Annotated in this window: 13 protein-coding genes and 1 pseudogene; 10 read left to right on the plus strand and 4 right to left on the minus strand. The window is 70.5% G+C overall.

Annotated features, from left to right (window positions below; all coding sequences use genetic code 11):
- The first annotated feature begins 43 nt into the window (after positions 1–43).
- From FU658_RS10960 to FU658_RS10985, 6 genes are all read left to right on the plus strand, one after another.
- Positions 44–643: a malonic semialdehyde reductase gene (locus FU658_RS10960; protein WP_147892116.1), complete on the plus strand. Its 600-nt coding sequence runs from the start codon at positions 44–46 to the stop codon at positions 641–643.
- Positions 644–669: 26 nt separating this feature from the next.
- Positions 670–1251: a YceI family protein gene (locus FU658_RS10965; RefSeq protein ID WP_147892117.1), complete on the plus strand. Its 582-nt coding sequence runs from the start codon at positions 670–672 to the stop codon at positions 1249–1251.
- A gap of 66 nt (positions 1252–1317) precedes the next feature.
- On the plus strand, positions 1318–2022 hold the full coding sequence (locus FU658_RS10970) for a pirin family protein (protein WP_147892118.1): 705 nt from the start codon (positions 1318–1320) through the stop codon (positions 2020–2022).
- Between the two features lie 153 nt (positions 2023–2175).
- Positions 2176–2322 carry a zinc-finger domain-containing protein gene (locus FU658_RS10975; RefSeq protein WP_147892119.1) on the plus strand — a complete coding sequence of 49 codons (147 nt, stop codon included), beginning with the start codon at positions 2176–2178 and terminating at the stop codon, positions 2320–2322.
- 37 nt (positions 2323–2359) lie between these two features.
- Positions 2360–3493 carry a glycosyltransferase gene (locus tag FU658_RS10980; protein ID WP_147892136.1) on the plus strand — a complete coding sequence of 378 codons (1134 nt, stop codon included), beginning with the start codon at positions 2360–2362 and terminating at the stop codon, positions 3491–3493.
- A 7-nt stretch (positions 3494–3500) separates the two neighbouring features.
- Positions 3501–4832: an O-antigen ligase family protein gene (locus tag FU658_RS10985; protein WP_321167741.1), complete on the plus strand. Its 1332-nt coding sequence runs from the start codon at positions 3501–3503 to the stop codon at positions 4830–4832.
- On the opposite strand, the pseudogene lpxL reads toward FU658_RS10985, so the two are convergent.
- Positions 4795–5719: pseudogene (lpxL, locus tag FU658_RS10990) on the minus strand (LpxL/LpxP family Kdo(2)-lipid IV(A) lauroyl/palmitoleoyl acyltransferase). The gene FU658_RS10985 and the pseudogene lpxL sit on opposite strands and share 38 nt — an antisense overlap.
- Before the next feature lie 34 nt (positions 5720–5753).
- Between lpxL and waaA the strand changes: the two are divergent.
- On the plus strand, positions 5754–7091 hold the full coding sequence (gene waaA, locus FU658_RS10995) for a lipid IV(A) 3-deoxy-D-manno-octulosonic acid transferase (protein ID WP_147892120.1): 1338 nt from the start codon (positions 5754–5756) through the stop codon (positions 7089–7091).
- A gap of 36 nt (positions 7092–7127) precedes the next feature.
- On the opposite strand, the gene FU658_RS11000 is transcribed toward waaA, so the two are convergent.
- The 3 genes from FU658_RS11000 to FU658_RS11010 form a co-directional block, all read right to left on the minus strand.
- Positions 7128–8552, minus strand: a complete 1425-nt coding sequence (locus FU658_RS11000; RefSeq protein WP_147892121.1) for a TolC family outer membrane protein — start codon at positions 8550–8552, stop codon at positions 7128–7130.
- Positions 8553–8573: 21 nt separating this feature from the next.
- Positions 8574–9230 carry a protein-L-isoaspartate O-methyltransferase family protein gene (locus tag FU658_RS11005; RefSeq protein WP_147892122.1) on the minus strand — a complete coding sequence of 219 codons (657 nt, stop codon included), beginning with the start codon at positions 9228–9230 and terminating at the stop codon, positions 8574–8576.
- A gap of 132 nt (positions 9231–9362) precedes the next feature.
- A complete protein-coding gene (locus tag FU658_RS11010) occupies positions 9363–10016 on the minus strand; it encodes a TetR/AcrR family transcriptional regulator (protein ID WP_147892123.1) in 654 nt (217 codons plus the stop codon).
- A gap of 110 nt (positions 10017–10126) precedes the next feature.
- Between FU658_RS11010 and FU658_RS15385 the strand changes: the two genes are divergently transcribed.
- Genes FU658_RS15385 through FU658_RS11020 form a run of 3 tightly spaced genes read left to right on the plus strand, consistent with a single transcriptional unit; the run spans position 10127 to position 14303 of the window.
- Entirely contained in the window at positions 10127–10801 is a 675-nt protein-coding gene (locus FU658_RS15385) for an efflux RND transporter periplasmic adaptor subunit (RefSeq protein ID WP_255505552.1), read from the plus strand.
- Complete coding sequence (locus FU658_RS15390; protein WP_255505557.1) at positions 10693–11241, plus strand: efflux RND transporter periplasmic adaptor subunit; 549 nt, start codon at positions 10693–10695, stop codon at positions 11239–11241. The genes FU658_RS15385 and FU658_RS15390 overlap by 109 nt, the downstream gene beginning before the upstream one ends.
- Positions 11238–14303 carry an efflux RND transporter permease subunit gene (locus FU658_RS11020; RefSeq protein ID WP_277612829.1) on the plus strand — a complete coding sequence of 1022 codons (3066 nt, stop codon included), beginning with the start codon at positions 11238–11240 and terminating at the stop codon, positions 14301–14303. The genes FU658_RS15390 and FU658_RS11020 overlap by 4 nt, the downstream gene beginning before the upstream one ends.
- Positions 14304–14472: the final 169 nt, after the last annotated feature.

A 14472-nucleotide genomic window follows, 5' to 3' on the forward strand; every position in this document is an offset into this window, starting at 1 on the left:
ATGCGCCGTCCGGGCGCCCAATGCACACGAGGGAGTTGCAACGATGTCCAAGTTCGACAAGCCGCTCGATGGCGCCGCGTTCGACCAGATCTTCCGCCAGGCGCGCACGTACAACCAGTTCGCCGACCGCCCGGTCGAGGATTCCGTGCTGCGCGAGCTCTACGACCTGATGAAGTGGGGTCCGACCAGCGCCAACATGTCGCCGACACGGCTGGTGTTCGTGAAGTCGGCCGAGGCCAAGAAGAAGCTGGAGCCGGTCCTGGACGAGGGCAATCGCGAGAAGACGATGAAGGCCCCGGTGACGGCGATCGTCGGCTACGACATGGAGTTCTACGAGAAGCTGCCGTTCCTGTTCCCGCACACCGACGCGCGCAGCTGGTTCGCCGGCAAGTCCGACGAGCAGCTCGAGCCCGCGGCGCTGCGCAACAGCTCGCTGCAGGGCGCCTACCTGATCATCGCCGCGCGCGCGCTGGGCCTGGATTGCGGCCCGATGTCGGGCTTCGACAACGCCAAGCTCGACGAAGCCTTCTTCGCCGGCACCCGCGTGCGTTCGAACTTCATCATCAACCTCGGCTACGGCCAGGAGGACCTGTTCCCGCGCAGCCCGCGGCTGGCCTTCGACGAAGCCGCCCGCATCGCCTGACCCACCCCCGCACAAGGAGCCACCCGATGAAGCACGTTGCCCTCGCCAGCGCACTGGCCCTGGCCGCCTCCGCCCTCGCCCCGGCCCATGCGGCCGAGAAGTGGGAGTTCGACAAGGCCCACACCCAGGTGCTGTTCGTCGTGAACCACCTCGGCTTCACCGACCTGACCGGCCAGTTCCGCGTGGTCGATGGCGAGCTGATGCTTGATCGCGAGAACCTGGCGAACTCCTCGGTCACCGCGACGTTGAAGGCCGAAAGCGTCGACATGAACCACGACGGCATCGACCGCCACCTGAAGAACGAGGATTTCTTCTACGTGGAGCAGTACCCGGAGCTGACCTTCCGCAGCACCTCGGTGACCGTGGTCGACGAGGGCACGTTGAAGATGGACGGCGAGCTGGAGATGATCGGCCAGACCCTGCCGGTGTCGCTGGACGTGACCATCAACAACATCGGCGCACATCCGATGAGCGGCAAACCGCATGCGGGCTTCACCGCCACCGGCTCGCTCAAGCGCACCGACTGGGGCATGGACTACGCCGCCCCGGCCGTGGGCGACGAGGTGTCGATCCGCATCAACCTCGAGGCCCGGCCCGCCTCGGATTAAAATGGCGACCAGCGCCGCCGCCGATCCGGCGGTGCCCGGCCCGCGCCTGCACCGGAAGCTGCAACGATGATCCAGATTCGCCGCTCGAGCGAGCGTGGCCGGGTCCGCCTGGGCTGGCTCGACTCGCGCCACACGTTCTCCTTCGGCCACTACTACGACCCGGCCTGGATGGGCTTCGGGCCGCTGCGGGTGATAAACCAGGACCGGGTCGACCCCGGCGCGGGCTTCCCGACCCACGGCCACGCCAACATGGAGATCCTCTCGATCGTACTGTCCGGCGCGCTGGAGCACCGCGACTCCACCGGCGGTGGTGGGGTGATCCGGCCCGGCGAGCTGCAGCTGATGTCGGCCGGCCATGGTGTCGAACACAGCGAGTACAACGCCTCGAAGGACGAGCCGGTCGAGTTCCTGCAGGTGTGGATCCAGCCCGACCGGGTGAACGCGCCGCCGCGCTATGCCCAGGCCGCCTTCGGTGCCGGGCAACGCGAGGGACGCCTGTGCCTGATCGCTTCGCCCGACGGCGCGGAGGGTTCGTTGCTGCTGCGGCAGCAGGCGCGGGTGTTGCGTGGCCACCTGCGCCCGGGCGAACCGGTCACCCACGCGCTGGCGGCCGGGCGGCGCGCCTGGATCCAGCTCATCGGTGGCGAACTGGACCTGGCCGGCGAGCAGCTCGAGGCCGGCGACGGGGCCGGCATCAGTGGCGTGGAATCCTTCGATCTGCTGGCACGGGGCGACGCCCAGGCCGACGTCCTGGTGTTCGACCTGCCCTGATCGTGCCGGTGGCCGCAGCGCGTGAATCGCGCCTGGACTGCGGCCCGGATACACTAGCCACCCCCCTCGACACCGCAGCGCCTGCCATGACCGAGCCCACGCCGCAGACCACCCCCCCCGGCCACGCCGGCCAGCGCCGCGCGTCGCCACGAGGTGCGACGGGCCGACCTGCCGCTGAGTTGTCCGCAGCCTTCGATGGCGCTGTGGAACTCGCACCCGCGTGTCTACCTGCCGATCGTGGATGAGGGCGGCCAGAGCGACTGCCCCTACTGCGGTGCCCAGTACGTGCTGGTCGATTGAACCGCAGCGGCCCGACGTGAGCCGTCCGGCCAACGCCATGCCCGACGCCGCGTCGACCGGTCGCCGCCTGTGCGTGGTCCAGCTCCTGCCCGCGCTGGAGTCCGGCGGGGTGGAGCGATCGACGATCGAGATCGCGCAGGCGCTGGTGCAGGCCGGCCACCGGGCGATCGTGGTGTCGGCGGGTGGCCGGCTGCTGCCGCTGTTGCGCGAGGCCGGGGCCGAGCACGTGGCGCTCGACATCGGCCGCAAGTCGCTGCTCACCCTTCGCCATGCACTTGCGTTGCGGCGGCTTTTCGAACGCGAGCGACCCGACATCGTCCATGCCCGCTCCCGGCTGCCGGCCTGGCTGGGCGCCTGGGCCCTGCGGCGCATGCCACCGCCGCGTCCCCGCTGGGTGACCACCGCGCACGGCCTCAACTCGCCCGGGCGCTACAGCCGCATCATGGCCAGCGGAGAGCGCGTGGTCTGCGTCTCCGGGACGGTGCGGGACTATCTGCTCGCGCACTACCCCGACCTGGATCCGGCGCGGTTGGTGGTGGTGCCCCGCGGCATCGATCCGGCCGTTTTCCATCCCGACCCGCGACCTGCCACCGAGGTCCGACAGGCCCTGGCCACGGAGTATCCCGGGCTGGCCGGGGCAGGGCCGCTGCTGCTGATGCCCGGCCGGGGCACGCGCATCAAGGGGCACGCCGACGGCATCGACCTGTTGGCGAGCCTGCACGCGGCGGGCTGTCCCGCCCGCCTGTGGCTGCTGGGTGCACAAGCTGCCGGGCGCGAGGCCTACCTGGGCGAACTGCGCCAGCGCGCCGCTGCCGCGGGAGTGGCCGATGCCCTGCTGGTCACGCCACCGCGCAACGACATCCGCAGCGCCTATGCCGCCGCCGACCTGGTGCTGCAGCTCTCGCGCAAGCCCGAGGCTTTCGGTCGCACGGTGCTCGAGGCACTGGCGATGGGGCGTCCGGTGCTGGGCTGGGACCACGGCGGGGTCGGTGAACTCCTGGCCCGCCTGTACCCGGCCGGCCGGGTCGCGCTGGGTGACATGGCTGCGCTGGCGGGAACCGCCCGGGCCCTGCTCGACGCGCCATCGCCGACACTTCCGGCAATTCCGTTTACCCTGAGGGCCATGCAGGACGCGACGCTTTCACTTTATGACCAGCTCATCCACGCCTGAGGCCGCGGTGGCGGCACCGACCCTCACGACATTCCGCTGGGCCCCGTGGTGGGTGTTGCTGCAGGTGGCCTTGTGGCCGGCGCCCGGCATCGCCGAAGGCGTGCTCACGCTGGGCGCGCTGGTGGCGATCTTCATGCTGCTCAAGCAGCGCTTCCGCGGGGGTGGCCGCCTGCTGACCGCCGAGGCCTGGGCGTTGAGCACGGCGATGTTCCTGGCCTACTGGCTGCCGCAGCTGTTCTCGACCTGGGATGCGGTGAACCTGCCGCGCACGATGCGCGAAGTGGTCGTCGACCTGCGATACCTGCCGTTCCTGTGGCTGGTGGCAATGGCGGTGGCCGACCCGCGCGGCCGCCGCCTGACCTTCGGCGGCATCGGCGTGATCATCCTGCTGTGGCTGGCCGACGGGCTGGTGCAGGCGGCCACCGGCTGGAGCCTCGGCGGGGCCTCCCACGCCGATCGCCTGTCGGGCATCTTCGGGGATTCCAACCTCAAGCTCGGACTGGTCATGGCCAGCCTGTCGCCGTTCGCCCTGGTGCTCGCCGCGCGCCGCTTCGGCGTGCTCGGCTGGGCCATGGTGGCCGCGGGGCTGGTCATCGTCGTACTGCTGGCCGGGGCGCGGGCGTCCTGGCTGACGCTGGCGCTGTCGCTGCTGTTCACCGGGGTCTGGGTGATGGGGGTGAAGCGGGCGCTGCTGGTGGTGGCCCTGGGCAGCGTCGTGCTGGTGGGTACGGCGACCCTGCTCTCGGACCGGATGGGGCAGCGCGTGGAGCGCACCCAGGCGGCCTTGTCGGGGGATGCCGAGGGCGTGGATTTCGCCCTGTCCGGGCGCCTGCCGATCTGGCGCACGGCCTGGGCGATGGCGCAGGACAACTGGTTGACCGGGGTCGGCTCGCGCGGCTTCCGCGACGCCTATGGCGACTACGCCGAAGCCGACGACCCGTGGATGCAGGGCGAGTGGGAGGGGGCCTTCCATGCGCACCAGCTGGTGCTGGAACTGCTCAGTGAAACCGGCGTCATAGGACTGTTGTTGTGGCTGGTCGCTGCGGCGATGGTGCTGCGTGCCTGGCGCTGGGCCGGGCCCGAGGCGCGCATGGCCAGTCGGTGCCGGCCCTGGCGCTGGCCATCACGCTGTTTCCGATCAACACCCACCTGGCCTTCTATTCGACCTTCTGGGGCGGTCTGGCCCTGTTGCTGGCCGCGCTGTGCGTGGGCAGCCTGGGGGCGGCCAAGCACGAGCGCAACGAGGAAACGCTGGCGGACCCGGCCGGGGAAGCCGAAGCGCCCGGCGAGGTCGGGCCGCGTCAGTAGATCGGAGGTTCGCCGGGTGGGCGGCGCTTGAAGCGTCGGTGGATCCACAGGTACTGCGACGGGGTCTCGCGCACCATCGCCTCGATCGCCGCGTTGACCCGGCGGCTGTCCTCGACCGGGTCGGCCGAGGGGAAATCCTCCAGCGGAGCACCCAGCCGCAGCACGTAACGGCCGCCCTCGCGGCGGTGGAAGAACGGCACGACCGCGCAGCCGGTCATGCGGGCCAGCTGGTGGGTGGCGGTGATGGTCGAGGCGGGGATGCCGAAGAACGGCGCGAACACCGTGTCCTTGCCGCGCATGTCCTGGTCGGGCGCGTACCACAGCACGCCGCCGGCGCGCAGGTGCTTGACCGTGGCGCGCACCTCCTCCTGACGGAACATCGCGTGGGCGTAGCGCAGGCGCCCGGCGCGCACCGCCCATTCCATCACCTCGCCGTCGTGGCGCCGGTACAGGCCGGCCACGGGCAGATGGCGGCACAGCATGCGGCCGCAGACCTCGAGCGTGGTGAAGTGGCCGGAGACCAGCAGCACGCCGCGGCCGGAGGCGACCAGTTCGCGTATCGCCTCGACGCCCTCGATGCGCACCCCGCGCTCCAGCGGGGGCGATCGATCCCCACCAGGCGCGCATGAATTCGAATGCGCCGATCCCAAGCGCCTGGAAGTGCTCGAGCAACAGCGATTCACGGGCCGCCTCGTCGAGTTCCGGCAGGCACAGGGCGAGGTTGCGACGCGCAGCCCGACGGCGCGACCGCGCGGCCCGGATGAGCACGTGCCCCAGGCCGCGGCCGATCGCGCGCTGCAGGGGCCAGGGAATGCGGGCCAGCAGCCACAGCAGCCCGACCCCGAGCCAGCCTGGCCAGGTCCTGGGGTGGGTCGGTGCGCGAAGCGGGGCGCCCTGGGGTATCGAGGTGTCTGCCATCGCCACGATTCTAGCGGGCGGTTATGCTTTGGACATGCCTGCCTTCTCCGCGGCGCGCGTCCAGCGTGGCCTCTATTCCCTCGCGATGCGCCTCGGATTGCCGTTGCTGCTCTACCACATGGTGTGGCGCGGGCTGCGCTATCCGGAATACTTCCGGCGCTGGGACGAGCGACTGGGCGTGTTCACGCCCTTGCCGGTCAAGCCGCGCATCTGGCTGCATGCGGTCTCGGTGGGCGAGGTGAATGCGGCCGCGCCGCTGGTCGAGGCCCTGCAGCGGCGCTACCCCGACCATGCACTGCTGGTCACCACGATCACCCCGACCGGTTCGGAGCGCGCCCGGACCCTGTGGGGTGGGGACATCGAGCACGTCTACCTGCCCTGGGACCTGCCCGGCGCGGTGGACCGCTTCTTCGACGCCTCGCGGCCGGACGTCGGCCTGATCATGGAAACCGAGATCTGGCCGAACCTCTACTTCGGCGCGCGCGCGCGCGGCATTCCGATGCTGATCGCGAACGCGCGGCTGTCGGCGCGTTCGCTGCGTGGCTACGCGCCGCTGCGCGCGCTGATCGCGCGGGCGGTGTCGGGCGTGTCCGTGGCGGCGCAGTCGAAACTCGACGCCGACCGGCTGATCGAACTGGGCGCCGACCCGGCCCGCGTGCAGGTGGCGGGCAACCTCAAGTACCACCTGCGCATCGCCGAGGGCCTGCCCGAGGCGGCGGCCGCCTGGCGCGCCACGTGGGGCACGCAGCGTCCGGTCTGGCTGGCCGCCAGCACGCATCCCGACGAGGAGCCGCAGGTGCTGTCGGTGCACCAGGCGCTGCTGCGCCACCGCCCCGACGCGCTCCTGCTGTGGGCCCCGCGCCATCCCGAGCGCTTCGAGGCGGTCATCGACGCGTCGCGCGACGCCGGCCTGCGCACCGCCACCCGCCGTGTCGAGGCGCTGCCCTCGCCGGGAACGCAATGTTTCGTCATCGACACGCTTGGCGAGCTGCTGCAGTTCCTGCCGGCGGTCGACGCCTGCTTCGTCGGCGGCAGCCTGCAGGCGATCGGCGGGCACAACGTGCTCGAGCCCGCGGCGCTCGGCGTGCCGGTCCTGGTGGGACCACACACCTTCAACTTCGTCGAGGCGACGCGGATCCTGGACGAGGCCGGTGCGCTGGTGCGCGTGCGCGATGCCCAGGCGCTGGGCCGGGAACTGCTGTCCTTGCTGGCCGACCCGGATCGTCGCGATGCGATGGGGCAGGCCGGTCGCGAACTGGTGGAGCGCCAGCGAGGCGCACTCGAACGCGTGATGGCCGCGATTGAACAGGTCTACCGACCCGACCGGCGCCACGACGCCGACGCGATCCTGCAAAGGAAACGGGGGCACTGAACCCCCGTTCGCATTCCGAAGCGTTTCGCCGCGGTCTCAGCGCAGCGTCGGCGACGGTGTGCTGCGCTCCTCGTCCAGCGCGGCTTCGGCATCGGCCACGAGGAAGCGGTTCACCGCCTGCAGGTCACCGACCTCGACCACGCCGGCGGCCTGGCGCAGCCGCAACTGGTTGAGCAGGAAATCGTGGCGCGAGCGGGCGTACTCGACCTCGGCGCCGAACAGTTGCTGCTGCGCGATCAGCGTATCGACGATCGTGCGGGTGCCGACCTCGAAGCCGGCCTCGGTCGCTTCCAGGGCGCTCTGTGCCGACACCACCGCCTGGCGGCGGGCCTCGACCTCGCTGACGCCAGCGGCCAGCGAGCGGTAGGCACCCCGGGTCTGGCGGGTGATCGCACGGTTCTCGGCCTCGAGCTGGTCGGCCAGCGCATCGCGCGAGTAGATCTGCTGGCGCACCCGCGACTGGGTCAGGCCGCCGGTGAAGATCGGAACGCTCAGCGTCAGGCCCACGTTGTAGCCGTCCGAGGCGCTGCCGATCGGGCGGGTGACGTCCTGCAGGCCGCCACGCACCGTGGCGTCGCCCCAGGACGTGGTGTCGTTCCAGCCGCCGCTGGCGCTCAGGCGCGGCAGGTGCGCGGCGCGGGTGGTGGCGACGTCGTGCTCGGCGGCCTGCAGTTGCAGCGTGCGGGCGCGCAGGGTCGGGTTGTTCGACAGGGCCGTCTCGACCCAGCGCTCCAGGCCCTCCTCGTCCAGCGTCGGCTGGAAGTCGGCACCCAGGCCGCGCAGGCCGTGCAACGGGCGGCCGGTGATTTCGGCCAGCGCCTCGCGGGCGTCGTCGAGCGCGTTCTCGGCCGCGATCGCGTTGGCGCGCGAGCTGTCGTACTGCGCGCGGGCCTCGTAGACGTCGGTGATCGGCGACAGGCCCACCTCCAGGCGCACGTCGGCCTGGTCGAGCTGGCGCTTGACCGCGCGTTCCTGGGCGCGCGCGGAGGACACCGCCTGGATCGCGGTCAGCACGTTGAAGTAGGCCTCGGACACGCGGACCAGGAGCGCCTGCTGGGCGGCGACGTACTCGGCATCGGCGGCATCCGCCCGCGAGCGGCTGGCGCGCAGCTGGGTGTGGTTGGCGTGGTCGTAGACCGACTGCTGCACATTGATGCCGTAGCGGCGCTGGGTGACGTCCTGGCGCCGGTCGACCGGGAAGACCTGGTCGCCGAAGATCTCCTCGCCGTCGCTGTCGGTGCGGCTGCGCGAGATCGCGGCCTCGCCCGAAATCTGCGGCAGCAGCGCGGAGCGGCTTTGCGGCACGCCTTCGCCGGTGGCCAGGCGCTGGCTGTGCGCCGCGGCCACCTGGGGGTCGTTCAGGCGCGCCAGCTCGTAGGCGTCCATCAGGTCGGCGGCGCTGGCGCTGGCGGAAAAGCCCAGGGCCAGGGCGAGTGCGAGGGTGACGGGGCGAAGGCTCATGCGGACATCCTGTGGGGTGGGTTACAGCGCGAAGCGCTGGACCGGCTCGGCGCCGGCGAGATGGGTCAATTCTGTCTCGAACAGGCTTTGTTCCTCCCAGCCCGAGTCGGTGCGCAGCAGGCGCACCGCTTCCTGCACCGGTGCCGGGCCGCGGATGATGAACAGACGTCCGCCGGGCTTGACCCAGGACAGGAAGCGCTCGGGCACGTCCGCCACGGCGCCGGTCACGCACACCGCGTCGAACTGCTTGCCGGGCTCGAAGGCGAAGGCGTCCGCGGTTTCCAGGCGGACGTTGTTCATGCCCAGCTCGGCCAGGCGGGCCCGGCACCGCTCGGTGAACTCGCCCTGGATGTCGATGCTGACCACCGCGCGCGCAAGGTCCGCCAGGCAGGCAGTGATGTAGCCGCTGCCGGTGCCGATCTCCAGCACCTCGTCGCTGTCGGCGAGCTCGAGCGACTGCAGCATGCGTCCCTCGACCACCGGCTTCATCATCTGCTGCCCATGGTCCAGCGGCAGCGCGACGTCGACATAGGCCAGCTTGCGCTGCTTGAGCGGCACGAAGTCCTCGCGCTGCAGCCGGCCGATCGTGTCGAGCACGGCCGGGTCCAGCACCTCCCAGGGCCTGACCTGCTGCTCGATCATCAGGAAGCGGGCGGCTTCGAAGTCGATGGGGGGCATGTGACGCAAATCCTTGAAGCAAAAAGGGCTTGAAGTTTAATGCCGGCGCCGTTGCCGGGGAAGCGCAAGCGTCGCCGATGCGGGTGGCGGCGCAGCAGTGCCGGTGGTCACTGCGACCTTCGGCACGGTGGCTCAGCGGGCTCCCGGTTCCGGCCCATAGGCACTCAGGAACAGGGCCACCACCGAATCCACGTGGCGAACGGCCTGTTCCATCGTCAGCGGGGGCCGCGCCCCGATGAGCACCTGCATGTGCGCCAGGCCCTTGACCAGGCAGAAGAAGTGCTCGGCGGCCTGGGCCGGGTCCTCGACCCGCAGCAGGCCGGTCGCGTCCGCGCGGGCCAGCAGCGCCTCGAACTCGCCCAGCAGGCGGCGTGGGCCGGCCTCGAAGAACAGCTTGGCCAGGCGGGCGTCGTGCTGGGCCTGCGCTGCCATCATCCGGTGCAGCTGGATCGCCTCCTCGCTGGTCACCAGCGCGTGGCAGCGCAGCGCGATCTCGCGCAGGCGCTCCGCGATCGGGCCGCTGTCGGGCCCGAGCTCGAAGGCCGCGTGCGGCAGCTGCTCCTCGCAGCGCTCGGTGACGGCGGCCGAGAACAGCGATTCCTTGTCGTTGAAATGACTGTAGACGGTGAGTTTGGACACGCCGGCCTCGGCCGCGATCGCGTCCATCGAGGTGGCGTCGTAGCCCTGCCGGGGAAACAGCTTCTTGGCCGCCTCCAGGATGGCCAGGCGCTTGCCGGGATCCTTCGGACGCCCCGGGCCGGGACTGGGCTGTGGCACGGCGGTCATCGGGGTACTACCTTTTAGTGAACTTGTGAGTTTAAATATTGGCCGACGGCGCCGCAAGGCGCGCGCGTGCTGGCACGGGCCATTGTGCGCCCAGGATGGGGAAGCTGACGATGCGACGAGCGATCCGTTCCAAGGTGGGGCTTGCGGTGCTGCTGGGCAGCCTCGTGCTGTCGGCATGTGGCGCGCAGCCCTCCGGCAACGACCAGGGCCGTCCGGTCATGGTGGTGCAGCCCGAGCTTGCCGAGGCCGGGGCCAGCGTGTTCCCCGGCGAGGTCCGTGCGCGCCATGAAGTGGCCCTGGCGTTCCGGGTCGGGGGCGAGGTGGTGCGCCGGGTGGCCGAGGTCGGCGACGCCGTGGAGGAGGGTCAGGTGCTGGCCGAGCTCGACCCCAGCGACACCGGGTTGCAGGTCGATGCGGCGCGTGCCCGGCTGGCGTCGGCCGAGGCCGACCGGGTCGTGGCGCGCGCCGAGCGCGATCGCTTCGCGTCGCTGGCGGAGCGGCAGCTGGTGAGCCGGTCGATCCTGGACAACGCCGAGAATGCGCTTGCCGGTGCGCAGGCGAGGCTGGACCAGGCGCGTGCCGACCTGGAGGTGAGCCGGAACCAGTCCGGCTACACGACGCTGCGGGCGCCGGTGCCGGCGTCGTGGCCGAGCGGCAGGTCGAGACCGGCCAGGTGGTGGCGGCAGGACAGCCTGTATACGTGCTGGCGATGGACGGAGAGCGCGAAGTGGTCATCGCGGTGCCCGAACAGCGGCGCGAGGCCTTCGAGCCAGGCCGGACGGTGATGGTGGAGCTGTGGTCGCAGCCCGGCGAGCCGGTGCCGGGCGAAGTGCGCGAGCGTGCCCCCTCGGCCGATCCCGGTGCGCGCACCTATGCGGTGCGCGTCGCGTTCGACGCCGACGTGCTGGGGGCACAGCTGGGCCAGAGCGCGCGCGTCCATGCCCGCGAGAACGGCGGCGCCAAGCTGGCCCTGCCCCTCTCGGCGGTCAGTGCGGAGGAGGGCCAGGCCTTCGTCTGGCGACTCGATCCCGCGACTTCCACCGTGCAGCGCCAGCCGGTCGAGGTGGCCGCGTTCGGCGACACCCGGGTGCGTCTCGCCGCGGGGCTGGAACCCGGTGACTGGGTGGTGCTGGCCGGCGTCCACCTGCTGCGCGAGGGCCAGCGCGTGAGCGCGGTGGATCGCGGGAACCGACCGGTGCAGGCCAGCCCAGCGCAGGCACCGTGATGGGCTTCAACCTGTCGGAATGGTCGCTGCACAACCGCGGGCTGGTGCTTTACGCGATGCTGTTGCTGGCGGCGCTGGGCACCTGGTCGTACTTCCAGCTCGGGCAGTCCGAGGACCCGCCGTTCACCTTCAAGGCGATGGTGATCCGCGCCTACTGGCCCGGCGCGACCGCCGAGGAGGTCTCGCGCCAGGTGACCGAGCGCCTCGAGAAGGCGGTCATGGAGACCGGGCAGTACGAGTTCGTGCGTGCCTATTCGCGCCCGGGGGAATCGCAGGTCATCTTCATGACCAAGGATGCGATGGCCTCGCGCGACATCCCCGATGTCTGGTACCAGATCCGCAAGAAGGTCGGCGACATCGCCCACACGCTGCCACAGGGCGTGCAGGGCCCGTTCTTCAACGACGAGTTCGGCGACACCTTCGGCAACATCTACGTGCTGACCGGCGATTTCGATTATGCGGTGCTCAAGGACTACGCCGAACGCCTGCAGCTGCAGCTGCAACGCGTGCGCGACGTCGGCAAGGTCGAGCTGATCGGACTGCAGGAGGAAAAGATCTGGATCGAGCTGTCGAATACCCGGCTGGCCACGCTGGGCATCCCGCTGACCGCCGTGCAGCAGGCGCTCGACGAACAGAACGCGATGGTGCCGTCGGGCTTCTTCGAGACCGGCAGCGACCGGATCCAGCTGCGGGTGAGCGGCGAGTTCACCGCCGTCGGGCAGATCCGTGATTTCCCGATCCAGGCCGGGGACCGCACCTTCCGGATCGGCGACATCGCCGAGGTCAGCCGCGGCTTCTCCGATCCGCCGGCGCCGAAGATGCGCTACCAGGGCGAGGAGGGCATAGGCATCGCCGTGGCGATGCGCGAGGGCGGCAACATCATCGACCTGGGACGTCGGCTGGAGCAGGAGTTCGGGCGCCTGCAGGACCAGCTGCCGGTGGGCATGGAGCTGCAGAAGGTGGCCGACCAGCCCGCCGCGGTGCGCGCTTCGGTGGGCGAGTTCGTCAAGGTGCTGGCCGAAGCGGTCATCGTCGTGCTGCTGGTGAGCTTCTTCTCGCTGGGCTTCCGCACCGGGCTGGTGGTCGCGCTGGCGATCCCGCTGGTGCTGGCGATGACCTTCGCGCTGATGCACTACTTCGGCATCGGCCTGCACAAGATCTCGCTGGGCGCGCTGGTGGTGGCGCTGGGCCTGCTGGTGGACGACGCGATCATCGCCGTGGAGATGATGGCGGTGAAGATGGAACAGGGCTGGAACCGCCTCAAGGCCGCCGCGTTCATGTGGAAGGCCACCGCATTCCCGATGCTGACCGGCACGCTGATCACCGCCGCGGGCTTCCTTCCGATCGCCACGGCGGCGTCGAGCACCGGCGAGTACACCCGCTCTATCTTCCAGGTGGTGACGATCGCGCTGCTGGTGAGCTGGGTGGTCGCCGTGGTGTTCGTGCCCTACCTGGGCGACAAGCTGCTGCCCGACCTGGCCCGCAAGCACGGCGCCAGCGAGACGGCGCCGCACGACCCCTACCAGACGCGCTTCTACCGGCGCTTCCGCGCACTGGTGGAGTGGTGCGTGAGGCACAACCGGCTGGTGATCGGCCTGACCGTCCTGGCGTTCGTGCTGGCGCTGGGCCTGTTCCGGTTCGTGCCGCAGCAGTTCTTCCCCGCCTCGACCCGGCTGGAGCTGCTGGTCGACCTGAAGCTGGCCGAGGGCAGTTCGCTTCGTGCGACCGAGGCGGTGGCCGCCCGCCTGGAGCAGCGCCTGGACGGGCGCGAGGGCGTGGACAACTACGTGGCCTACGTCGGCACCGGCTCGCCGCGTTTCTACCTCCCGCTGGACCAGCAGCTGCCACAGGCCAGCTTCGCCCAGTTCGTGCTGCGCGCCACCGACATCGAGGCACGCGAGGACCTGAGGCGCTGGCTGATCCAGACGCTGGAAACCGAGTTCACCGACGTGCAGGCGCGCGTGACACGGCTGGAGAACGGGCCGCCGGTGGGCTACCCGATCCAGTACCGGGTCTCGGGCGAGCATCCCGACGCGGTACGACGCCTGGCCCTGCAGGTGGCCGACGCGGTGCGGGCCAACCCGCACCTGTCCAACGTCAACCTCGACTGGGGCGAACCCAGCAAGGTGGTGCGCCTGCAGATCGACCAGGACCGCGCGCGCGTGCTGGGGGTCAGCTCCTCGGGCCTGGCGACGTTCCTGCAGGGTTCGCTGTCGGGCACGCCGGTCAGCGTGTACCGGGAGGGGCGCGAGCTGATCGAGATCCTGCTGCGCGGCCCGGAGGACGAGCGCGAGCGGCTGTCGCTGCTGGGCAGCCTGGCGGTGCCGACCGAGCGCGGCGACACGGTGCCGGTGGAGCAGGTGGCGACGCTGGAGTACGGCTTCGAGGACGGCATCATCTGGCATCGCAACCGGCTACCGACTGTGACCGTGCGCGCGGACATCTACGGCCGCGAGCAGCCGGCGACCGTCGTTTCGCAGCTGCGTGGCGAGATGGACGCGATCCGGGCGCAGCTGCCACCGGGCTACCTGTTGGAGACCGGGGGCACGGTCGAGGACGCCGGGCGTGGCTCGGCTTCGGTGGCTGCTGGCGTGCCTCTGCTGCTGATCGTGGTGCTGAGCCTGTTGATGGTGCAGTTGCGCAGCTTCTCGCGTTCGCTGATGGTGCTGTTGACCGCGCCGCTGGGGTTGATCGGGGTGGTGTGGTTCCTGTTGATGCTTCGGGTGCCGTTCGGTTTCGTGGCGATGCTGGGCACGATCGCGCTGAGCGGGATGATCATGCGCAATTCGCTGATCCTGATCGATCAGATAGAGCAGGACATCGCGGCGGGTTCCACGCAGTGGCAGGCGGTCATCGATGCGACGGTGCGGCGCTTCCGGCCGATCGTGCTGACGGCGCTGGCGGCGGTGCTGGCGATGATTCCGCTCTCGCGCAGTGTGTTCTTCGGGCCGATGGCGATTTCGATCATGGGCGGGTTGCTGGTCGCTACTGCTCTGACTCTGCTTTTCCTGCCGGCGTTGTATTCGGCGTGGTTCCGGGTGCGGGCGCCGGGTTCTGCCTGACTTGGGTGGCTCCGATGGGGGGCCGCGGCGCGCCGGGTACTCCTCCCCGAATCGAAAAACCACTGCGTGGTTTCTCTTTAAAGATTCTTGGGAGGAGTACCCGGCACGCCGCGGCTCGGTGGGGGCAGGGGTGTCCGGTCATGGGCTTTGCAACCCGCGGGGGTGGTGG

It is taken from the genome of Alkalisalibacterium limincola (assembly GCF_008017755.1).
Taxonomy (GTDB): domain Bacteria; phylum Pseudomonadota; class Gammaproteobacteria; order Xanthomonadales; family Xanthomonadaceae; genus Alkalisalibacterium; species Alkalisalibacterium limincola.